The organism is Rhodopseudomonas sp. NSM, from assembly GCF_052445935.1.
Classification (GTDB): domain Bacteria; phylum Pseudomonadota; class Alphaproteobacteria; order Rhizobiales; family Xanthobacteraceae; genus Rhodopseudomonas.
Genome location: NZ_JBQTCH010000002.1, coordinates 99134 through 121235 on the forward strand (window position 1 = coordinate 99134; position 22102 = coordinate 121235).

A 22102-nucleotide genomic window follows, 5' to 3' on the forward strand; every position below is an offset into this window, starting at 1 on the left:
GAGCAACAGATGGGTGGACCGCTCGCCGGCCTGAAGGTGATCGAGATCGCTCAGGCGATCGCAGGGCCGATGGCCGGCATGATCCTCGGCGACATGGGCGCCGACGTGATCAAGATCGAGAAGCATGATGGCGGCGACGACGCCCGGCACTGGGGCCCGCCCTTCATCGACGGCGATTCGCTGCTGTTTCACACCTTCAACCGCAACAAGCGGTCGGTGACGCTCGACATCAAGAATCCGGACGATGTCGCGAGGCTGAAGGAACTGGTGAAGGATGCCGACATCCTGATCCAGAATCTGCGCTCGGGCGTGGTCGCGGATTGCGGCATCGGGCCGGACGTGATGTGTGCGATCAATCCGCGGCTGATCTATTGCTCGGTCTGGGCGTTCGGCAAGACCGGGCCATTGAGCCGCGAGCCGGGCTTCGATCCGCTGCTGCAGGCCTATGGCGGGGTGATGTCGCTGACCGGATCGGAGGGGGATCCGCCGACGTTCTGCGCACCCGCGATCAACGACCGCGCCACCGCACAATGGTGCGTGATCGGCGCGCTCGCAGCGCTGCAGCAGCGCCATGTCACCGGTAAAGGCGGAGTGGTCGACACTTCCCTGTTCGATACCGCGGTTGCTTGGGTCGACATCCAGCTCAACAATTTCCTGCTCGACGGCGAGGCGCCCACGCGTCACGGCACAGCGAGCGCGACGCTGGCGCCGTATCAGGTGTTCGAGACCGCCGACCGGCCGATCGTCATTGCCGCCGGCAATGACCGGCTGTTCGCGAGATGTGCGGAAGTGCTCGGCCATCCGGAATGGATCACCGACGAACGCTTCGCCCGGGTTCAGGACCGCAGTGCGCATCGGGTTGAACTGATCGCGCTGATGCAGCCGGTGCTGACGACGCGCAGCGCGGCCGAATGGCTGAGCGCACTCAAACGCGCTGGCGTGCCGGTGAGTCCCGTCAACGATATTCCGGAGCTCGCCGCCACCAAACAGCTCGCGTCCGCCGACATGCTGCGGACAATGCCCGGAAGCGGACTCAAGGTGGCTGGCCTGCCGATCATGTTCGACGGCGAGCGTCCACACCCCGTGCAGAACACGCCGAAGCTCGGCGCGCACAACGACGAGGTTTTGGCCGGTCGCGCGGACGCTGCGGAGTAGATCAAAACTTCGTCAGCACAGCGCGCGCGCGGTGTCGTGTAATGTCCACGACACCGCCGGCGCGTTAGGGTCATGCCAACCTGACCGCTCCTTTCCCCGAACCTCCAGGATTTTCGCCTATGGCCGCTCCGTATCGCGTCGCTGTCATTATCGGCAGCCTGCGCAGCAATGGCTTTTCACTTCGCCTCGGGGAGGCGCTGGCCAAGCTCGCGCCCGCGACGCTGAAGCCTGAGATCGTCACGCTGCACGATCTGTCGTTCTACAATCAGGATCTGGAGGCCAGCGCACCGGCCGACTGGATCGCATTCCGCGACAAGATCAAGGCGTCGGACGCCGTGCTGTTCGTCACGCCGGAGTACAATCGCTCGATTCCGGGCGTCCTGAAGAACGCGGTCGACGTCGGCTCGCGGCCTTACGGCAAGAGCGCGTTCGATGGGAAGCCCGCCGGCGTCGTCTCCAATTCGCCGGGCGCCATCGGGGCGTTCGGCGCCAACCACCATCTGCGGCAGTGCCTGACCTTCCTCAATATGCCGGTGCTGCAGCAGCCGGAGGCCTATATCGGAGGCATCGGCGACGCCTTCGACGAGGCCGGCGAGCTCGTCAAAGAACCGCTGCGAGACTTCCTGCAGACCTACATCGATGCGTTCGCCGCATGGGTGGCGCAGCAGCACAAATAAACGGCAGGCGCCATCGTTAGCGCTGCATTAACCGCGCTGTCGCATGGTCGCTCCATGGTCACCCGCAGCCGCCTCAAATCGATCCTCGCCGGGGTCGCGCTCTACGCGATCGCCGCGGCGGTGATCGCGTATTTCGGCATCAACGCCTATACGGGGCGCTACGGGCTGACCGCGCAGCAGGAGCTCGACCAGGAGATCATCGCGCTGACCTCCGAACTGGTGCGGCTGAAGCATGAGCGCGCCGAAGGCGAAAAGCGCGTGGCGCTGCTGCGGTCGGATCGCCTCGACCCGGACATGCTCGACGAGCGCGTGCGCTATCAGCTGGACTTCGCCAATCCGGCCGATCTGGTGCGGATGAATCCGCAACGGTGATCCGCATATTCCAAAAACCCGCACAAACGATGTCGAAAGTTTCTCTTCGTTGCAGTGCGGCAAACTGAATTGCGTGTTGCGGCACGCGGCTCCTTTCACGACTGAATAAGTTACGGTAGAGAGGCTGATCTTCTCTCTCATCGGAATCGCCATGGCCGCACCCAAGAAGAGCGCCGCGAAAGAGACGGGGCAGGACAAAGAGTCTGCGCCGAACAAACCGCGGGTCCCGGATTTCTCCAAGGAACAGGAGCTGCACGCGTTCCGCGACATGCTGCTGATCCGCCGCTTCGAAGAGAAAGCCGGCCAGCTCTACGGCATGGGTGCGATCGGCGGGTTCTGCCATCTCTATATCGGCCAGGAAGCCGTCGTCGTCGGCATGCAGATGGCGCTGCGCGAGGGCGATCAGGTGATCACCGGCTATCGCGACCACGGCCATATGCTCGCCTGCGAGATGGACCCCAAGGGCGTGATGGCCGAGCTGACGGGACGCCGCGGGGGCTACTCCAAGGGCAAGGGCGGCTCCATGCACATGTTCAGCATGGAGAAGCACTTCTACGGCGGCCACGGCATCGTCGGCGCGCAGGTCTCGCTCGGCACCGGCATCGCCTTCGCCAACCGCTATCGCGACAATGGCAGCGTGTGCCTTGCTTATTTCGGCGACGGCGCTTCCAATCAGGGCCAGGTCTACGAGAGCTTCAACATGGCGGAGCTGTGGAAGCTCCCCGTGGTCTATGTCATCGAAAACAACCGCTACGCGATGGGCACGTCGGTGACGCGCTCGTCGGCGCAGACCGACTTCTCCAAGCGCGGCATCTCGTTCAACATTCCCGGCGAGCAGGTCGACGGCATGGACGTCCGCGCGGTCAAGGCCGCGGGCGACAAGGCGGTGGCGCATTGCCGCGCCGGCAACGGCCCCTACATCCTGGAGATGCAGACCTATCGCTATCGCGGCCACTCGATGTCGGACCCGGCGAAGTACCGGACCCGCGAGGAGGTCGACAAGATCCGCAACGATCAGGACCCGATCGAACAGGTGCGTCAGCGCCTGCTCGGGCAGGACATGACCGAGGACGACCTCAAGAAAATCGACGCCGAGATCCGCAAGATCGTCAACGAAGCGGCCGATTTCGCGCAGAACGATCCCGAGCCAGATCCCGCCGAACTCTACACCGATGTGTATCGCTGATGATGTCTGTCGCTGACGCCGATCGCGCCGAATGCGCTGGTGCCGCTACGCGGCGATCACGCGCATGATTGAATGACTGCGGAGCCCAAATGCCAACTCAAGTTCTGATGCCCGCGCTGTCGCCGACCATGGAGAAGGGCAACCTTTCGAAATGGCTGAAGAAGGAAGGCGACAAGGTCAAGAGCGGCGACGTGATCGCGGAGATCGAGACCGACAAGGCGACGATGGAAGTCGAAGCCGCCGATGAAGGCACGCTCGGCAAGATCCTGATCCCCGAAGGCACCAACGACGTCGCGGTCAACACCCCGATCGCCACCATCCTCGGCGACGGCGAAAGCGCCGCTGACGCCGACAAGGCGTCCGATCCGGCCGTGCAGACCAAGAGCGCGCAATCGGCCCCGCCGGCCGCCGCGCCAGAAGCCGCCGAAGCGAAGTCCACGCCGGCGCCCGCGCAGGATGCCCCTGAAGCACCTGTCGTCTCTGCTCCCGCCGATCCCGACATTCCGGCCGGCACCGAGATGGTGACCCAGACCATCCGCGAAGCGCTGCGCGACGCGATGGCCGAGGAGATGCGGCGCGACCCCGACGTGTTCGTGATGGGTGAGGAGGTCGCCGAGTATCAGGGCGCCTACAAGGTCACGCAGGGGCTGTTACAGGAATTCGGCGCACGCCGCGTGATCGACACGCCGATCACCGAGCATGGCTTCGCCGGCGTCGGCGTCGGCGCGGCGATGACCGGGCTGAAGCCGATCGTCGAGTTCATGACCTTCAACTTCGCCATGCAGGCGATCGACCAGATCATCAATTCCGCCGCCAAGACGCTGTACATGTCGGGCGGCCAGCTCGGCTGCTCGATCGTATTCCGCGGCCCCAATGGCGCGGCCTCGCGCGTCGCCGCCCAGCACAGCCAGGACTACTCGGCCTGGTACGCCCAGATCCCCGGGCTGAAGGTGGTGGCGCCGTCGACCGCCGCCGACTACAAGGGTCTGCTCAAGGCCGCGATCCGCGATCCCAATCCGGTGATTTTCCTCGAACACGAGATGATGTACGGGCAATCCGGCGAAGTGCCGAAGCTCGACGATTTCGTCATCCCGATCGGCAAGGCCCGCATCGCGCGCGAAGGCAAGGACGTCACGCTGATCTCGTGGTCGCACGGCATGACCTACGCGCTGAAGGCCGCCGAGGAGTTGGCGAAAGACGGCATCGAGGCCGAAGTGATCGACCTGCGCACGCTGCGTCCGCTCGACACCGAGACGATCATCGCCTCGGTGAAGAAGACCGGTCGCGCGGTCGCGGTCGAGGAGGGCTGGCAGCAGAACGGCGTCGGCGCCGAGCTTGCGGCGCGGATCATGGAGCACGCGTTCGACTATCTCGATGCGCCGGTCAAGCGCGTGTCGGGCAAGGACGTGCCGATGCCCTATGCCGCCAATCTCGAGAAGCTGGCGCTGCCGAGCGTCGCCGAAGTGGTCGAGGCGGCCAAAGCCGTCTGCTATCGGTAAGACGATGGCTGGCCCCAAGCAACAGCCGCTGCCGCCGGACGTGGTCGGCCGGGAGGACGCCACCGAGGTACTGCGCGCTTTCGTGCTCGACGGCGGGTTGTCGATCGCGTTCATGCGCGCCTTCGAGGAGCCCGACATGTGGGGGCTGCTGCTGGTCGACATCGCCCGCCACGCCGCGCGCGCCTATGCGCGCGAGAGCAACTACACCGAGGACGAGGCGCTGGGCCGCATCGTCGAGATGTTCGAGGCCGAGATCGCGCGCCCGTCGGATCTGGGCAGCACCACCGAACGGCCGCAGTAAGGTATTCACGCCATGCCGATCAACATTCTGATGCCCGCGCTGTCCCCGACCATGGAGAAGGGCAACCTTGCGAAGTGGCTGAAGAAGGAGGGCGACAAGGTCAAGAGCGGCGACGTCATCGCCGAGATCGAGACCGACAAGGCGACGATGGAAGTCGAGGCCTCCGACGAAGGCACGCTGGCGAAGATCCTGGTGCCGGAAGGTACACAGGACGTCGCGGTCAACGACGTGATCGCGGTGCTCGCCGGCGACGGCGAGGATGTGGCGGCGGCCGGAGCAGAGGCCGGCAAGGCGAATACGCCAAAGGCCGAAGCGAAGCCGGACGACGGCAAGAAGCCCGCGGCATCATCTGTCGAGACGCCCGCTGCGCTGCCTCCTCAGGATGAGGGAAGTGCGGGCGGCAAAGCTCGGTCGGAGACGAAATCTGCGGCAAATGCAGTCCCTCGGCCTGATGAGGGCGCGCCAGCGCCCGTCTCGAAGGGCGCGGCCGCGAGCAACGGAGCTCGCGTATTCTCGTCGCCTCTGGCGCGGCGGCTTGCAAAGGATGCCGGCATCGAACTCGGCCGCGTGGAAGGCACCGGCCCGCATGGCCGCGTCATCGCCCGCGACATTGAAAAGGCGAAAGCCGGCGGCGGCCTGAAGGCGCCCGCGGCGGCGGCCGCTGCGCCCAGCGCCGCGCCGTCGATGTCCGACCAGCAGATCCGCGCGCTGTATCCGGAAGGCAGCTACGAGGTCGTGCCGCATGACGGCATGCGCCGGACGATTGCGCAGCGGCTGACGCAGTCGACCCAGACCATCCCGCATTTTTATCTGACGATCGACTGCAACCTCGATCGGCTGATGGCCGCGCGCGAGGACATCAACGCGGCGGCGCCGAAGGACAAGGACGGCAAGCCGGCCTACAAGCTGTCGGTCAACGACTTCGTCATCAAGGCGATGGCGGTGGCACTGCAGCGCATCCCCGATGCCAACGTGTCGTGGACCGAAGGCGGCATGCTCAAGCACAAGCATTCCGACATCGGCGTCGCGGTGGCCATGCCGGGCGGACTGATCACGCCGATCATCCGCAGCGCCGAGACCGCATCGCTGTCGTCGATCTCCGCGCAGATGAAGGATTTCGCCGCGCGCGCCCGGGCGCGCAAGCTGAAGCCCGAAGAGTACCAGGGCGGTACCACCGCAGTTTCCAACCTCGGCATGTACGGCATCAAGGACTTCACCGCGGTGATCAACCCGCCGCACGCCACCATTCTGGCGGTCGGCACCGGCGAGCAGCGCCCGATCGTGCGTGACGGCAAGATCGAGATCGCCACCATGATGAGCGTGACGCTGAGCTGCGACCACCGCGCAGTCGACGGCGCGCTCGGCGCCGAACTGATCGGCGCGTTCAAGACGCTGATCGAAAATCCCGTGATGATGATGGTGTGACATGCCGCTGGTCCGGATTTCGCTGCGCGCCGGCAAGAGCGAGGCCTACCGGCAGGCGGTCGGCGAGGGCGTGTATCAGGCGCTGCGCGAAACCTTCAACGTTCCTGACGAAGACCGCTTCGTCGTCGTCTCGGAACATGGCGCGGCGGATTTCCAGTTCAGCAAGACCTACATGGACATCGCCCGGTCCGACGATCTGGTGATCATCCAGATCACGGTCAGCAACACCCGCAATGTCGCGCAGAAGCAGGCGCTGTATGCAAGGATCGCCGAGTTGCTGGCGCGTGAGCCGGGCGTGCGCGGCGAAGACGTGTTCATCAATCTGATCGAAGTCGCCAAAGAGAACTGGTCGTTCGGCAACGGCATTGCGCAATACGTCTGAGCCCTCGCGCGCCACGTTCGACCCTTTGAACTGATCCGGGGATCCCATGACCGACACCTCCTTCGACGTCATCATCATCGGCTCCGGCCCCGGCGGCTATGTCGCAGCGATCCGGGCGGCGCAGCTCGGCTTCAAGACCGCAATCGTCGAGAAATCCTATCTCGGTGGCATCTGCCTGAACTGGGGCTGCATCCCGACCAAGGCGCTGCTGCGTTCGGCCGAGGTCTACCACCTGATGCAACACGCCAAGGATTACGGGCTGTCGGCTGACAACATCAGCTACGATCCGAAGGCGGTGGTGGCGCGTTCGCGCGGGGTGTCGAAGCGGCTCAACGACGGCGTCGGCTTCCTGATGAAGAAGAACAAGATCTCGATCATCTGGGGCGCCGCCACGATCGACGCGCCGGGCAAGATCACGGTCGCGGCCTCGAAGACCGAGGCGCCGAAGGGCGCGCTGGGGCCGGGCAGCTATCAGGCCAAGCATATCATCATCGCTACCGGCGCGCGGCCGCGGGTGCTGCCGGGGCTGGAGCCGGACAGGAAGCTGGTCTGGACCTATTTCGAGGCGATGGTGCCGGAGACCATGCCGAAGTCCCTGCTGGTGGTGGGCTCCGGCGCGATCGGCATCGAATTCGCGTCGTTCTTCCACACCATGGGCGCCAAGGTCACCGTGGTCGAGGTGCTGCCGCAGATCCTGCCGGTCGAGGATTCCGAGATCGCCGCGCTCGCCCGCAAGCGGTTCGAGAAGCAGGGCATCAAGATTCTCACCGGCGCCAAGGTCACCAAGCTCGACAAGAAGGCCGACAGCGTCGTCGCCACCATCGATCCCGGCACCGGCAAGGCCGAGACGCAGGAATTCGACCGGGTGATCTCGGCGGTCGGCGTCGTCGGCAACATCGAGAATCTCGGCCTGGAGAAGCTCGGCGTGAAGATGGAGCGCGGCACCATCGTCACCGACGGCCTGGGCAAGACCAGCGTGCCGGGCATCTATGCGATCGGCGACGTCGCAGGTCCGCCGATGCTGGCGCACAAGGCCGAGCATGAGGGCGTGGTCTGCGTCGAGGCGATCAAGGGGCTTCATCCGCATCCGCTCGACAAGAGCCTGATCCCCGGCTGCACCTACTGCCATCCGCAGATCGCCTCTGTCGGCCTGACAGAGGCGAAGGCGAAGGAACAGGGGCGGGAGATCCGCGTCGGGCGCTTCCCATTTACCGCCAACGGCAAGGCGATCGCGCTGGGCGAGGACCAGGGCCTGGTCAAGGTGATCTTCGACAAGACCACCGGCCAGCTCCTCGGCGCGCACATGATCGGCGCCGAGGTTACCGAGCTGATTCAGGGCTATGTGGTGGCGATGAACCTCGAGACCACCGAGGAAGAGCTGATGCACACCATCTTCCCGCATCCGACACTGTCGGAAATGATGAAGGAAGCGGTGCTGGACGCCTACGGTCGCGTCCTCAACGCCTGACGCGTCGGCACTTCACCGTACGTAGGGTGGCCGCGCAGCAACGCTTGTTGCTACGACGCCACAGTTCCGGATCATTTAACCGTCTTTGACGGTCGTTCTTGCGCACGCCGCTTTTTAGCCACACCGCTCACTGAGATCATGATCCCCAGACAGACCGACCAATAGCAAGTCGGTCGCTGGGAATATCTCCGCGGTGGGGCTCCGGACCAGATCGCCGGGAAACGGGTGCGCAATGGACGCCATGATGCAGGCCAGATCGACGCTTCGCGGTCACGGGATGACAGCGACCTCGGCGCGTGGGCACGACCGGTTTGCCACATCGCTCGGTTTCAACCGCGCTGAAACCTTTAAAAAGTCACCATATGCCGCGGGTTCGAACCGTGTCGGCCGTCATGTCGCCAAAGACATGAAGCAATGTGTCGGCTTGCAACTGCTGAAGACGATCTTGCTCAATCACAGCACCCGCATCGAAGTCGGATCGGCCTCGTCCGGGGCCGGGAATGCCTTTGACAGAAAGTTGACCTCCGCCCTGCCGGTTTCGCGCAAGTCCAAAGCGGGGGCCCGGAAGACCAACATTCGGTTGGGGGCGAATTGGATGAAGGCCTGGCTGAAGCCGGGTCTGGCTCACGAGATGCAGTGCGATGCGGATGTTTGAGCGTACAACCTTTGTTGCTTTGGTGATGGGCGCCACGGCGGCTGTCGCGCCGGCGTTCGCCTTCGAGGGCACCCCCGTCAGTCCCGAGAACACCGCGATCCCAGTGGCTTCGTCGCAGCCCGGCACCGCGCCGGTGCTGAAGAAGGCGATCCCGACGGAGGCTGCGACCACCTCGCTGACGGCGCTGCAATATGCCGCCGAGGGCGGTCACCCGATCGCACAATGGCGGCTCGGCCGGATGTATGCCGACGGCAACGGCGTGGTCCAGGACGACCTGCGCGCGTTCGACTATTTCAGCAAGATCGCCAATGCCCACGCCGAGGATAGCCCGTCCGCGCCGCAGGCCGCGATCGTCGCCAACGCCTTCGTGGCGCTCGGCCGCTATTATCTGGACGGCATTCCGAATTCGAAGATCAAGCGCGACACGGAGCGGGCGCGGGAGATGTTCTCCTACGCGGCGTCGTATTTCGGCAATGCCGACGCGCAGTACGACCTGGCGCGGCTGTATATCGATGGCATCGGCATGCCGCGCGATTTCCGCTACGGCGCGCGCTGGCTCGGCCTTGCGGCGCAGAAGGGCCAGCACCAGGCCCAGGCGATGCTCGGCCAGTTGCTGTTCAACGGCGAGAAACTGCCGCGGCAGGCCGCCCGCGGGCTGATGTGGCTGACGCTGGCACGCGACAGCGCCGCGCCGGACGAGACCTGGATCAAGGACAGCTACAACAGGGCATTCGCCAAGGCGTCCGACGACGACCGCGCGATGGCGCTGCAGATGCTCGAGCATTGGGTGCAGGGCCGGCGGGATTGAGAATAGGGGCCAGACAGCCCCCGTCGATCGACTCGCGCGTGCAGCGCTGGAGGTGTCAGATCTTCCCGCGCATCCGCTGCCACCCCCCGGACACTTGCTGACGCCGCCGCGGCGCACCATTGGGGCCGCCGCAAACCTCGCCGATGAGCCTGTAGTGAACTGACGGAAGAGGGCGCGATCGCTCCCGATCGGCAGCGAATGCTTTTTCGTGATCCCGACCGCTGCCGCTCAGATCGCCAGATAGCGGTGGCGCAGATCCTCGCTGTCGAGCACTTCCTTCGCCGAGCCGTCGAACACCACCTCGCCGGTATCGAGGATCACTGCGCGATCGGACAATTCCAGCGCCGCGACCGCATTCTGCTCGACGATGATGCTGGTGATGCCGGCGGCGCGGACTTCGCGCAGCGCCTTGGCGATGTCGTGCCGGACCACCGGGGCGAGGCCTTCGTAGGGTTCGTCCAGCAGCAGCAGCTTGAGGTCGCGGGCGAGGGCACGTGCGATCGCCAGCATCTGCTGCTCGCCGCCCGACAGCGTCACGCCCTCCTGCTTGCGCCGCTCCGCCAGTCGCGGAAACAGCTCGTAGATGCGCTCGAACGGCCAGCCCTTGCTGCCGGAAATGATCGCGAGCTGCAGGTTCTGCTCCACGGTCATGCCGGGGATGATCCGGCGATCTTCCTGCACCAATTGCACGCCGGCTTCCGCCGCGAAGTAGTTGGGCTTGCCGTGCAGCTTGACGCCATCGAGCACGACTTCGCCGCTGTGCAGTTCCGGTGTCGAGGCGCGGGCGATCGCCCGCAGCGTCGACGTCTTGCCCGCGCCGTTACGGCCGAGCAGCGCCAGGATCTCGCCCTTGTTGAGCGTGAACGAAACGTTCTGCACGATGTAGCTGTCGCCGTAATAGGCATTGAGGCCACGGCAGGAAAAGAACGGAGCGGCTCCGGTATGACCTGCAATGGAACGCTCGACTGTCTTCGTGCTCATACCTGTTCCTCGCCGAGATAAGCCTCGATCACCTTCGGATTGCCCTTGATCTCCTCGGGCACGCCCTGCGCGATCACGCGTCCGCCGGCCAGCACGGTGATGCGGTCGGCAAGCGAGAACACCACATGCATATCGTGCTCGATGATGACGATGGTCATCCCCGAATCCTTGATCTGCCGCAGGATCTCGATGGTCGCATTGGTATCGGCGCGGGCCATGCCGGCGGTCGGCTCGTCGAGCAACAACAATTTCGGCTTCTGCACCAGCCCGATCACCATCTCGAGCCGCCGCTTGTCGCCGCGCGACAGAGCGCCGCCGAGATGATACAGATGCTCACCAAGCCCGCGCTCGCGCAGCGCCTGGATGGCGCGTTGGCCGATTTCGCCTTGCTCGTCGAACCGGGACACCAGCTTGAGCCGGAACGCGCCATCGCGATGCGACAGCATCGCCATCATGACGTTCTCGAGCACTGTAAGATCGGCGAAAATCTCCGGCGTCTGGAAAACCCGCGCCACGCCGAGCTGGTTGATCTCGTAGGGCTTTAGACCGGTCAGCTCGGTGCCGTGGAACATCACCTTGCCCTGGGTCGGCGGCAGAACGCCGACGCAGACGTTGAGCAGTGTCGACTTGCCGGCGCCGTTCGGCCCGATGATCGCGTGGGTCTCGCCCTCGCGGATGTCCAGATTCACGTCGGCCAGCGCGTGCAGACCCGCGAAGGTCTTGTGGACGTGGTCGATGTGCAGGACGATGTTGTTGGTCGCAGTCATGGCGCAACGGCCCTCTTCTTCTCGGCGGCCTTGTTCTCAGCGGCCTTCTTTTCAGCCTCCGACGCGCCGTGACTCGCCGGCATCTCCTCGATCACCATTTCGCCGAGACCGTCGCGCTGCGGTGAGTCGCCGAGCGACTTGACCTTCGGCGTGTGCTTGAGGCCGAGCAACCGGTTGATGCCTTCCATGATGCCGCCGGGCAGGAAGCACACCACCGCCATGAACAGCAGGCCGAGGGTGAGTTGCCAGCCTTCGCCGACGAACAGGCTGGCGGTCTTCACCACACCGTCGCGGACGGCGTCGGGAAGGAAGGCAAAGATGAGCTGGAGCTGCTGCTCGTTGTAGGCCGAGAAGATGTTCTCGAAGTACTTGATCAGGCCGGTGCCGAGCACAGGGCCGAGCAACGTGCCGGAGCCGCCGAGGATGGTCATCAGCACCACCTCGCCCGACGCGGTCCACTGCATGCGCTCGGCGCCCACCAGCGGATCGGTCGCTGCCAGCAAAGAGCCGGCCAGGCCGGCGAACATGCCGGAAATCACGAAGGCCGACAGCAGATACGGCCGCGTATGATAGCCGGTGTAGCCCATCCGGTTCTGGTTCGACTTGATCGCACGCAGCGTCATGCCGAACGGCGAACGGAAGATCGCGATCGACAGGCCGAACGCAGCCACCAGCACCGCGCCGCAAATATAGAAACCGGTCCAGCCGGTGATCGGCAGGCCGAGCAGCGACGGCGTCGGCGACACGTAACCCAACATGGCGTCGAGGTGGCGCGGATCCTGGCGCAGCACGCGCAATCCGGTCTCGCCATTGGTGATCGGCGTCAGCACCGAATAGGCCATGTTGTAGCACATCTGCGCGAAGGCCAGCGTCAGGATCGAGAAGTAGATGCCCGAGCGACGCAGGCTGATGAAGCCGATCGCCAGCGCCAGCAGACCCGCGAGGACCACCGAGAACGCCACCGCCGGCAGCAGGTCCATCGAGACCAGCTTGAACGACCACACCGCGGCGTAGGAGCCGACGCCGAGAAACGCGGCGTGACCGAACGACAGATAGCCTGTGAGTCCGAACAGGATGTTGAAGCCGATCGCGAAGATGCCGTAGATCGCGAACTTCTGCAGCAGGTCGGGATAGCCGGCACCGATTGGGGTGAAGATCACGGGGCCGAGTGCCACCACGATAGCAAAGCCGATCAGCAGGGCGATGTCGGCGAGTTTGGAGGTATGCTTCATTGATCAGCTCTCCATCACGCCCTTGCGCCCCAGCAATCCGCGCGGGCGCACCAGCAAAATCACGACGGCAACCAGATAGATGATGATCTGGTCGATACCCGGCACCAGGCTCTTAACCTCGTTCATCGAGGCGAATGACTGCAGAATGCCGAGCAGGAAGCCGGCCAGCACCGCGCCCGGCAGCGATCCCATGCCGCCGACCACGACGACGACGAACGACAGCACCAGGAAGTCCATGCCCATGTGATAGTCGGGTGGCACGATCGGCGTGTACATCACCCCGGCGAGTCCCGCGACGACCGCGGCGAGCCCGAACACGATGGTGAAGCGGCGCTCGATGTTGATCCCGAGCAGGCCGACCGTTTCGCGGTCCTGCATGCCGGCGCGTACCACCATGCCGAAAGTGGTGAGTTGCAGGAAGGCAAACACCGCGGCGATCACCGCGAGTGAAAACGCCAGATAAACGATGCGCCAATACGGATAGACGATCGCCTCGGTCAATTGCAGGCTGCCCGAGAAGATCTGCGGCGCGGACTGCGCGATCGGATTGGCGCCGAAGAAGTGCTTGACGATCTCCTGCAGCACGATGGCGAGTCCGAAGGTGACGAGGATTTGGTCGGCGTGCGGGCGCTTGTAGAAGAACCGGATCAGGCCGCGCTCGATGATGATGCCGATCACCAGCATGACCGGGATCGCCATCAGGATCGACATCGGCACCGAGTAGTCGATGAAGATTTTGCCCCAGTCGCCGAGCATCGCCTGGACGTAAGGCGTCTTGACCTCCAGCGGCGACCCCCACGGGGTCAGCTTGGTCGGATCAACGCGGACGATTTCCAGCGTGAGCAGCTTGTTGAACACCACGGCGCAGAACGCGCCGAGCATGAAAAGTGCGCCGTGCGCGAAGTTCACCACGCCGAGCGTGCCGAAGGCGAGGGTCAGCCCCAGCGCGATCAGCGCATAGGCCCCTCCCTTGTCGAGGCCGTTCAAGATCTGCAGAAAAATGGCGTCCATGCGTCGTCAATCTCCCATCGAGCCACGGCGTTGCGCGTGTCTACGAAATCGTCCAGCGACGATAGTCGTCACCCTGAAAGAGGTATCGGCCGTACGAGCGTCGTCATGCAGTGAAGACCGCAACGCTCGCAAGACACAGCCGGCCGGCTGCGCCGCTTGGGCGCAACCGACCGGAATAGGAGTGAGCTCTACCGAATTGCGTGCCGCGAATCCGAAGAAGTCAGATTAGCCGCACTTCTTGGCGTCCTTGGAGCCAAGTTCGCCGCCGAAGATGCTCGGATCGTAGGTGACCTGCGATGCAGGCACGATCTTCCTCACCTCGAGCAGGTCGAACTTGTCCTTGGGCTTGTCCTTGCCCTGCACCACCAGCACGTCCTTGAAGCACTGATGATCGGCGGCGCGGTACAGCGTCTTTCCGTTGCCCATGCCGTCGAACTCGAAGCCTTCCAGCGCCTTGATCACGGCCGCAGGGTTGAAGCTGCCGGCGCGCTCGCAGGCGTCTGCGTAGAGAATCGCCTGAACGTAGCAAGTCTGCGCGGCCTGCGACGGCGGCGTACCATAGGCCGCACCGAACGATTTGGTGAAGGCGGCAGTCGCCGCGTCTTCCAGCTTCCAGTCCCAGTTCGCCGTGCCGTAGATGCCCTTGATCGCGTCGCCGGCGCCCTGAGCCATCAACTCGGAGAACAGCGGCACGACGATTTCGAACTTCTTGCCGTTCGCCATCTTGTCGCGCAGACCGAACTGCACCGCCTGGGTCAAGGAGTTGATCATGTCCTTGCCGTAGTGGTTCAGGATCAGCACGTCGGCGCCGGAACTCAGGACCGGAGTGATGTATTGCGAGAAGTCGGCAGCGCCGAGCGGCGTGCGGACCGCCTTGATCGTCTTCCAGCCCTGCTTCTCGGTGGCGTCCTTCATCGACTCTTCCTGGGTCCAGCCCCAGGTGTAGTCGGCGGTCAGGTGATAGGCGGCGCGGTCCTTGCCGTAGGCTTCGGACAGCACCGGGCCGAGCGCGACGCCCGACATGTAGGCATTGAAGAAGTGGCGGAAGCCGTAGGCGCGTTTGTCCTTGCCGGTGGTGTCGTTGGAGTGAGTCAGGCCGGCCATGAAGATCACGCCGACGTCCTGGCAGAGCGACTGCACCGCGACCGCTTCGGCGGACGACGAGCCGCCGGTGATCATGATCGCACCGTCCTTCTCGATCATTCGCTTGGCGGTGGCGCGCGCTTGGTCAGCCTTGGTCTGGGTGTCGCCGGAGACATAGGCGACCTTCTTGCCGAGCACGCCATTGCCCTTGAGCGCCAGCGGCTTCATGGTCTTGAGCATGCCGCCGTCGCCCTCGCCATTGAGGTGCTTGACCGCCAGCTGATAGGCCTTGAGCTCGTCCATGCCTTCGTCGGCATAGGCGCCGGACTGCGGGACGTTGAAGCCGAACGTGACTTCCTTGCCCTTCGGCATGTTGCAGAAATCGTCCGCCCATGCGTCACGGATGAAGAACGTCGGCGTTGCCAGCGCGGCCGCGCCAGCGAGTCCGGTCTTGAGAGCAGTTCTACGATTGATGATGAGCTTGTCGTTCGCCATGTTTCCTCCTCGGCGTTCATAACATTTGGCGCTTCTTGTTACCGGCGCTCTCACACATGCGAGATCGTTCGGCCAGAGCTTTGGTCGCTTCTGGTTGCATGTTCGTGTTTCGAGGTTGAATTCGTCAACCGCTACGTTCGGTGTAGATGACGGGCAATTACTTCGCCGGAAAACTGATGGTGCAATGCAGCGGGGCGCGGAGGAATTTAACGGGAAGCCTTGCAAACCGTTGTTTTCAGCGCGGGGTGGCGATCCATTCCCTCTCGTCGCGGCGGATGACGACCGGTCGGCTGCCGATTCATTCGTCGCGTCAAATAGCCGCGATAACTGCGCGGAGTGACATCGAAAAATTCGCCGGTATCCGCTGATGTAATTGCAAATGGGCCTGCCATGGCTGAGATGCTGCGGCTGGATTGATACCAAGCGGCGTCCGGCTCCTGGATCACCGACGACATGGCTTCGCGAATGATGATCACGAAGACAGTGCCGTGCTTAGCCTTGCCCAGTTCTGGCTTGTCACAGAGTTGTGTTGTGATCCACGTCGCGTCAGCCCACATCCAGATCGAAATCCGCCCACACCGGTACGTGGTCGGACGGCTTTTCCCAGTTCCGCACGTAAGCGTCGATGCCGACATTGCGGAGCCTGTCGGTGGCCTGCGGCGACAGCAGCAGGTGGTCGATCCGCAGTCCCCAGTTCTTCTGCCAGGCGCCGGCCTGATAGTCCCAGAACGTGTACTGGCCCGGCGCGTCGGTGGTGGCGCGCAGCGCGTCGGTCAGGCCGAGGCCGAGTAGCGCCTGGAAGCTCTCGCGCGTCCGCGGCCGGAACAGCGCATCGTTGACCCAGCCGGCCGGATTGTGGACGTCGGCGGGCTGCGGAATGACATTGAAATCGCCGGCCAGGATCAGCGGCTCCTCGGTTTTCAGGCGCTGTTGTGAATATTCAATAAGCCGCGACATCCAACTGAGCTTGTAGGGATATTTTTCGCTTTCGACGGGATTGCCGTTGGGCAGATAGAGGCAGGCGACACGGACCACCCCGCGCTTCAGCGACACCACGCCTTCGAGGAACCGGGCGTGCACGTCGTTGTCGTCGCCGGCGAGGCCGGGGGTGGCTTCCTCCAGCGGATATTTCGACAGCAGGGCCACGCCGTTGAAGGTCTTCTGGCCGTGGGTGACGACGTTGTACCCCAGCGCTTCGATCGGCTCGCGCGGGAACGCTTCGTCGACGCATTTGATTTCCTGCAGGCAGACCACGTCAGGGTCGCACTCCTTCAGCCAGCTCACCAGATGGTCCAGCCGCTGCCTGACGGAGTTCACATTCCAGGTGGCGATCCGCATGTCATGATCCGTCGATAAAATTCCGGGCTGCTGCCATACCATGCCTGCGGGGGCTGTGGTAAGCCTCAGAAAAATCGGGCGTAATGACGCCCAGGGAGCGAGCTGGCGGCGGCTTCCGTCCGCCGCGCCAGGTTCGAAGCGGAGCGTCATGACGAAACGTCGCTGGATCATCATTGCCTGCGTTTTGGGCGCCGCCTCGGCGGCAATTGCATTGCGGCCGTACTGGTCCGAAACTCAGGTCGCGACCAAGGGCGCGCAGCGGCCGCGCGTTGTGTCGGTCGATCTGGTCAAGGCGGTGCGCAAACCGATCCCGGTCGATGTCGACGCGATCGGCATGGTGACGCCGATCTCCAGCGTGGCGCTGAAGTCCCGGCTCGAAACCACCATCGTGGACGTTCATTTCGAGGACGGCGCGAGGGTCAAGCAAGGCGACCTGCTGTTTACGCTCGACTCGCGACAGATCGACGCCCAGATTGCGCAGGCCGAAGGCAATCTCGCCCGTGACCGCGCCCAGCTCGCCGGGGCCGAACGAGACCTGCGCCGCTACAACGAGCTGATCGGGAAGGGCGCCACCACCCAGGTGAACCTCGACAACGCCAAGACCCAGGCGGACATTCTCGCCGGAACCATCACGGGCGCGCAGTCGGCGCTGGACAATCTGCGGGTCCAGAAGAGCTTCACCGCGATCCGCGCGCCGTTCTCTGGCCGGCTCAGCGCCGCCAACGTCAAGATCGGCAACTTCGTTCGCCCGGCCGACACCGCGCCGCTGGCGACGATCAATCAGATGGCGCCGGTCTACGTCACCTTCGCGGTCCCGCAGCGGGTGCTGGTCGATCTGCGCGACGCGATGAAGTCGGGAGCCACCAAGGTCGTCGCCACCATTCCCGGCAGCAGCCGCTCCGAAGAGGGCAAGGTGGCGATGGTCGAGAACACCGTCGACGCCACCACCGGGATGGTCACGGTCCGCGGCGTCATGGACAATGGCAACGAGATGCTGTGGCCGGGGACGCTGGTCAACACCAAGCTGACCGTGCGGACCGAGGAGGCCGTCGCCGTGCCGACCGTGGCGGTGCAACGCAGCCAGAGCGGCAATTTCGTGTTCGTGATCAAGGATGGCGCCGCGCGTATCCAGCCCGTCACCGTCAGCCGCACTTTCATGGGGGAGTCCGTGATCACGGACGGCCTTGCGGGAGGCGAAGACGTGGTGACGGATGGCCAGTTGCTGCTGTCGGAAGGCACCAGGGTCGAGCCGCGCAGCCGCAAGGCCGGAGCCTGAGATCATGACCCTTTCCGAGCTGTGCATCCGCCGGCCGGTGCTGACCACGCTGATTACCGCGTCGATCATCGCCTTCGGGATCTTCGGCTATCGGCTGCTGCCGGTTTCGGCGTTGCCGAAAGTCGACTTCCCGACCATCGCGGTCACCGCCACCCTTCCGGGCGCCAGCGCCGACACCATGGCGGCGTCGGTCGCCGGCATCATCGAGCGGCAACTCTCGACGATCGCCGGCATCTCATCGATGTCGTCGAACTCGTCGCAGGGCACCTCGGTCATCACCATCCAGTTCGACCTCGGCCGCGAAATCGACGCCGCTGCGCTCGACGTGCAGACCGCGCTGACGATCGCGCAGCGGCGACTGCCGATCGAGATGACCACGCCGCCGAGCTTTCGGAAGGTGAACCCGGCCGAATTCCCGGTGCTGTTTGTGGCGCTGAGTTCGCCGACGTTGCCGTTGTCGGCGGTCAACGAGTACGGCGACATTACGATCGGGCAGGCGCTGTCGCAGATCCCGGGCGTCGCGCAGGTGACGATCTACGGCGCGCAGAAATTCGCCATTCGGGTGCAGGCCGATCCGGAAGCCGCCGCGGCGCGCGGGCTGTCGCTCGAAGACATCCGCGTCGCGGTGGCGCGCGCCAATTCCTCGACCCCGGTCGGCACCATGAGCGGGCCGAAGCAGGACTTCGCGCTGCAGGCTTCCGGCCAGATGGACAAGGCGGCCGACTACCGCCACATCGTGGTGGCGTGGCGCAACGGCTCTCCTGTCAAACTCGATGAAGTCGCCCGGGTCTACGACAGCGTCGAGAACGACCGGCTGGCGACCTGGTTCAACGGTGAACGCTCGATCGTACTGGCGATCCAGAAACAGCCCGACGCCAACACCGTTGCCGTGGTCGATGGCGTCCGCGCCAAGCTGCCGTCGTTGCGGGCGCAGATCCCGCCCTCGGTCGCGATGACGGTGATGATGGACCGCTCGGTGTCGGTCCGGCAGGCGGTGTTCGACGTCCAGGAGACGCTGGCGATCGCCGTCGTGCTGGTGGTCATGGTGATTTTCCTGTTCCTGCGCAAGGCGTCGGCGACCTTCATCCCGGCGCTTGCGGTGCCGATCTCGCTGCTCGGCACCTTCGCCGTGATGTACATGCTCGACTTCTCCATCAACAACATGACGCTGTTGGCGCTGACGCTGTCGGTCGGCTTCGTGGTCGACGACGCCATCGTCATGCTCGAGAACATCATGCGCCACATCGAGCACGGCATGCGGCCGTTCGATGCGGCGCTGAAGGGCGCGCGCGAGATCGGCTTCACGATCATCTCGATCACGTTTTCGCTGATCGCGGTGTTCATCCCGGTTCTGCTGATGGGCGGCATCGTCGGCCGCGTGTTCCGCGAATTCTCGATCACCATCGCCGTGGCGATCCTGGTGTCCGGATTCGTGTCGCTGACGCTGACGCCGATGTTGTGCGCGCGAATGCTCAAGGCGCACGACCCGCACAAGAAGGAGAACATCGTCCTGCGCGGCTTCGAGGCGATGTTCAGCGGCTGGCTGCGCGGCTACCAATGGGCGCTCGACCGGGTGCTGGCGCACAAATTCCTGATGCTGCTGGTCACCTTCGCCACGCTCGGCGGCACGATCTATCTCTATATGGTGGTGCCGAAAGGGTTCTTTCCGCAGGAGGACACCGGCTTCATGATCGGCGTCACCGAAGCCGCGACCGACACCTCGTTCGAGGCGATGAAGGAACGCCAACTCGCGTTGGTCGAGGTCATCAAGACCGATCCCGCGGTCGACTACATCAACAGCACGGTCGGCGCCGGCGGACCGAACGCCACTGCGAATTACGGCCGGCTGTTCGTCGCGCTGAAACCGATCAACGAACGCGACGGCGCCGCCAAGGTGATCGCCCGGCTGCGGCAGAAGGCCGGTGAGATTCCCGGGATGCAGGTGTTCTTCCAGAGCATCCAGAACCTCTCGGTCGGCGGGCGGATCTCCAAGAGCCAGTATCAATACGTGATGCAGAGCGGCGACACCGAGGCGCTGTACCGGCTGGCGCCGGAGATGCGTGACAAGATCGCCAAACTGCCGGGCCTGCTCGACGTCACCACCGATCTTTATATCAAGAACCCGCAGATGACGATCGAGATCGATCGCGAGAAGGCGGCGGTCTACGGCATCACGGTCGATCAGGTCCGCAACCAGCTCTACAACGCCTATGGCGCGCGGCAGATCGGCACCATCTACATGCCGTCGAACGACTACCAGATCATCCTCGAGGTGCAGCCGCAGTTCCGCAGCGACCCGAACGACATCTCGAAGCTGTATCTCAAGACGGGCAACAACCAGACCATCCCGATCGACGCGGTGGCGAAGATGGTGCCGACCGTCGGCCCGCTGCAGATCAATCATCAGGGCCAGCAGCCGGCGGTGACGATCTCGTTCAACCTCGCCGAAGGCCAATCGCTCGGCGCCGCGGTCGACCGCATCACCCAGATCGAGCAAGAGTCCAACCTGCCGGTGACGATCGTGACGGGCTTCTCCGGCACTGCTCAGGTGTTTCAGGAAAGCCTTCGCGGGCAGGGCGTGCTGATCCTCGCCGCGGTGTTCGCGGCGTTCGTGATTCTCGGCATCCTGTACGAGAGCTTCATCCACCCGATCACCATTATCTCGGGGCTTCCGTCGGCCGGCATTGGGGCGATCCTGACGCTGATGCTGTTCAAGATGGAGCTGTCGGTGATCGCGATGATCGGTATCGTGATGCTGGTCGGCATCGTCAAGAAGAACGCGATCATGATGGTCGACTTCGCGCTGGAGCGGCGACGGGTCGGGCTCAGCGCCGAGCACGCGATCCGCGAGGCGGCGCTGCTGCGCTTCCGGCCGATCATGATGACGACCTTCGCGGCGATCTTCGGCACGCTGCCGATCGCGCTCGGCACCGGCGCCGGCGCCGAGCTGCGTCAGCCGCTCGGCGTCGCCGTGGTCGGCGGGCTGTGCGTTTCGCAATTGCTGACGCTGTTCATCACCCCGGTGATCTACATCTATCTCGACAGGATCGACCGGAAATTGAAGCGCCGACTCGAGCCGCAGCACGAGGAACTGCCCGACGGCGAGCGCCCGCGCGCGGTGGCGGCGGAATGATGCCGCGCCTGCTCGTTGGCCGCCTGGCCGCGTGCCTCGTTGCGATCGGGCTGCTCGGTTCGGCGTCAGATCGAAGCAAAGCCGGCGAGCCGATCGAAATCTTCGACGCGCATCTGCACTACAATTGGGAGCCGACGCCGTACTATCAGCCCGACGAGGTGCTGGCGTTGCTGAAGCGCCATCACGTCACCGGCATCCTGGCGACCAGCCGCCCCAACAAGGGCACGCATGTGCTGATGGACGCCAAGGCGGACGGGCTGCAGATCGTGCCGTTCATCCGGCCCTACCGGGTGCGGCCGGATATCCAGACCTGGTTCAAGGACCCGGTGATCTTCGACCTGGTGCAGGACGAATTCAAACGCGGTTACTACCGCGGCATCGGTGAATTCCATCTCACCGGATCGGCGGCCGATACCGAAGTGGCCAAGAAGACCGTCGATTTCGCGGTCGCGCACGACCTCTATCTGCACGCTCACGCCGACGACGAAGCCGTCGAAATCCTGATGCGCCACAATCCGCGCGCCCGGATCATCTGGGCGCATACCGGCTTCGGCCTGTCGGCCGATCGCGTCGCCGCGCTGCTGGCGAAGTATCCGAAGCTGTGGGGTGAATTGTCCTACCGCAGCGGCATCGTCGGCAACGGCGGCACGCTAACGCCCGAATGGCGCGGCCTGTTCGAGCGGTTTCCGGATCGATTCCTGCTCGGCTCCGATACCTGGGTCAACGAGCGTTGGGCCGCCTATGGCGAGATTATGGCGAGCTATCGCGCCTGGCTGGCGCAACTGCCGCCGGCGATAGCGGCCAGAATCGCACACGGCAACGCACGGGCGCTGTTCACCGACGCGCGCTGACGGCGGG

At 64.3% G+C, this 22102-nt stretch carries 21 protein-coding genes; 14 read left to right on the forward strand and 7 right to left on the reverse strand.

Annotated features, from left to right (window positions below; all coding sequences use genetic code 11):
* Positions 1 to 9 precede the first annotated feature (9 nt).
* The 11 genes from ACTZWT_RS04685 to ACTZWT_RS04735 all read left to right on the forward strand — a co-directional run bounded on the left by ACTZWT_RS04685 (position 10) and on the right by ACTZWT_RS04735 (position 9928).
* Positions 10 to 1155 (forward strand): CaiB/BaiF CoA transferase family protein, encoded by a 1146-nt coding sequence (locus ACTZWT_RS04685; RefSeq protein WP_444768558.1) that lies wholly within the window; start codon positions 10 to 12, stop codon positions 1153 to 1155.
* A 119-nt stretch (positions 1156 to 1274) separates the two neighbouring features.
* Entirely contained in the window at positions 1275 to 1832 is a 558-nt protein-coding gene (locus tag ACTZWT_RS04690) for an NADPH-dependent FMN reductase (protein WP_444768559.1), read from the forward strand.
* Positions 1833 to 1886: 54 nt separating this feature from the next.
* Positions 1887 to 2204 carry a septum formation initiator family protein gene (locus ACTZWT_RS04695; protein ID WP_322517082.1) on the forward strand — a complete coding sequence of 106 codons (318 nt, stop codon included), beginning with the start codon at positions 1887 to 1889 and terminating at the stop codon, positions 2202 to 2204.
* 151 nt (positions 2205 to 2355) lie between these two features.
* On the forward strand, positions 2356 to 3390 hold the full coding sequence (gene pdhA / locus ACTZWT_RS04700; RefSeq protein ID WP_444768560.1) for a pyruvate dehydrogenase (acetyl-transferring) E1 component subunit alpha: 1035 nt from the start codon (positions 2356 to 2358) through the stop codon (positions 3388 to 3390).
* A gap of 89 nt (positions 3391 to 3479) precedes the next feature.
* Positions 3480 to 4889, forward strand: coding sequence for a pyruvate dehydrogenase complex E1 component subunit beta (locus ACTZWT_RS04705; protein ID WP_444768561.1), 1410 nt, complete (start codon positions 3480 to 3482; stop codon positions 4887 to 4889).
* A 4-nt stretch (positions 4890 to 4893) separates the two neighbouring features.
* On the forward strand, positions 4894 to 5190 hold the full coding sequence (locus tag ACTZWT_RS04710; RefSeq protein ID WP_444768562.1) for a DUF5076 domain-containing protein: 297 nt from the start codon (positions 4894 to 4896) through the stop codon (positions 5188 to 5190).
* A gap of 12 nt (positions 5191 to 5202) precedes the next feature.
* Positions 5203 to 6615, forward strand: a complete 1413-nt coding sequence (locus tag ACTZWT_RS04715) for a pyruvate dehydrogenase complex dihydrolipoamide acetyltransferase (protein WP_444768563.1) — start codon at positions 5203 to 5205, stop codon at positions 6613 to 6615.
* 1 nt (position 6616) lies between these two features.
* Complete coding sequence (locus ACTZWT_RS04720; protein WP_444768564.1) at positions 6617 to 6997, forward strand: tautomerase family protein; 381 nt, start codon at positions 6617 to 6619, stop codon at positions 6995 to 6997.
* 46 nt (positions 6998 to 7043) lie between these two features.
* Positions 7044 to 8465, forward strand: coding sequence for a dihydrolipoyl dehydrogenase (lpdA, locus tag ACTZWT_RS04725; protein WP_444768565.1), 1422 nt, complete (start codon positions 7044 to 7046; stop codon positions 8463 to 8465).
* A 232-nt stretch (positions 8466 to 8697) separates the two neighbouring features.
* The gene (locus ACTZWT_RS04730; protein WP_444768566.1) at positions 8698 to 9120 is read left to right on the forward strand and encodes a hypothetical protein; all 423 of its coding nucleotides are present in this window, start codon (positions 8698 to 8700) and stop codon (positions 9118 to 9120) included.
* Positions 9107 to 9928 carry a tetratricopeptide repeat protein gene (locus ACTZWT_RS04735; RefSeq protein ID WP_444768567.1) on the forward strand — a complete coding sequence of 274 codons (822 nt, stop codon included), beginning with the start codon at positions 9107 to 9109 and terminating at the stop codon, positions 9926 to 9928. Before ACTZWT_RS04730 ends, ACTZWT_RS04735 begins: the two co-directional genes overlap by 14 nt.
* Before the next feature lie 228 nt (positions 9929 to 10156).
* Here ACTZWT_RS04735 and ACTZWT_RS04740 read toward each other — a convergent pair whose 3' ends face one another.
* The 7 genes from ACTZWT_RS04740 to xth all read right to left on the reverse strand — a co-directional run bounded on the left by ACTZWT_RS04740 (position 10157) and on the right by xth (position 16835).
* The gene (locus ACTZWT_RS04740) at positions 10157 to 10909 is read right to left on the reverse strand and encodes an ABC transporter ATP-binding protein (protein ID WP_444768568.1); all 753 of its coding nucleotides are present in this window, start codon (positions 10907 to 10909) and stop codon (positions 10157 to 10159) included.
* Positions 10906 to 11676 (reverse strand): ABC transporter ATP-binding protein, encoded by a 771-nt coding sequence (locus tag ACTZWT_RS04745; RefSeq protein WP_444768569.1) that lies wholly within the window; start codon positions 11674 to 11676, stop codon positions 10906 to 10908. Before ACTZWT_RS04745 ends, ACTZWT_RS04740 begins: the two co-directional genes overlap by 4 nt.
* Positions 11673 to 12908 (reverse strand): branched-chain amino acid ABC transporter permease, encoded by a 1236-nt coding sequence (locus ACTZWT_RS04750; protein WP_444768570.1) that lies wholly within the window; start codon positions 12906 to 12908, stop codon positions 11673 to 11675. Before ACTZWT_RS04750 ends, ACTZWT_RS04745 begins: the two co-directional genes overlap by 4 nt.
* Before the next feature lie 3 nt (positions 12909 to 12911).
* Positions 12912 to 13919 (reverse strand): branched-chain amino acid ABC transporter permease, encoded by a 1008-nt coding sequence (locus ACTZWT_RS04755; protein ID WP_444768571.1) that lies wholly within the window; start codon positions 13917 to 13919, stop codon positions 12912 to 12914.
* A gap of 225 nt (positions 13920 to 14144) precedes the next feature.
* Positions 14145 to 15497, reverse strand: a complete 1353-nt coding sequence (locus ACTZWT_RS04760; RefSeq protein WP_444768572.1) for a substrate-binding protein — start codon at positions 15495 to 15497, stop codon at positions 14145 to 14147.
* Positions 15498 to 15703: 206 nt separating this feature from the next.
* Complete coding sequence (locus ACTZWT_RS04765) at positions 15704 to 16054, reverse strand: hypothetical protein (protein ID WP_444768573.1); 351 nt, start codon at positions 16052 to 16054, stop codon at positions 15704 to 15706.
* A complete protein-coding gene (gene xth / locus ACTZWT_RS04770) occupies positions 16044 to 16835 on the reverse strand; it encodes an exodeoxyribonuclease III (protein WP_444769200.1) in 792 nt (263 codons plus the stop codon). The genes ACTZWT_RS04765 and xth overlap by 11 nt, the downstream gene beginning before the upstream one ends.
* Before the next feature lie 148 nt (positions 16836 to 16983).
* Here xth and ACTZWT_RS04775 point away from each other — a divergent pair, with 148 nt between their 5' ends.
* From ACTZWT_RS04775 to ACTZWT_RS04785, 3 genes are read left to right on the forward strand one after another with little or no spacing between them, the layout of a single operon-like run.
* Positions 16984 to 18111, forward strand: coding sequence for an efflux RND transporter periplasmic adaptor subunit (locus ACTZWT_RS04775; protein WP_444768574.1), 1128 nt, complete (start codon positions 16984 to 16986; stop codon positions 18109 to 18111).
* A gap of 4 nt (positions 18112 to 18115) precedes the next feature.
* Positions 18116 to 21244 carry an efflux RND transporter permease subunit gene (locus ACTZWT_RS04780; RefSeq protein WP_444768575.1) on the forward strand — a complete coding sequence of 1043 codons (3129 nt, stop codon included), beginning with the start codon at positions 18116 to 18118 and terminating at the stop codon, positions 21242 to 21244.
* Entirely contained in the window at positions 21244 to 22095 is an 852-nt protein-coding gene (locus ACTZWT_RS04785) for an amidohydrolase family protein (protein ID WP_444768576.1), read from the forward strand. Before ACTZWT_RS04780 ends, ACTZWT_RS04785 begins: the two co-directional genes overlap by 1 nt.
* Positions 22096 to 22102 lie beyond the last annotated feature (7 nt).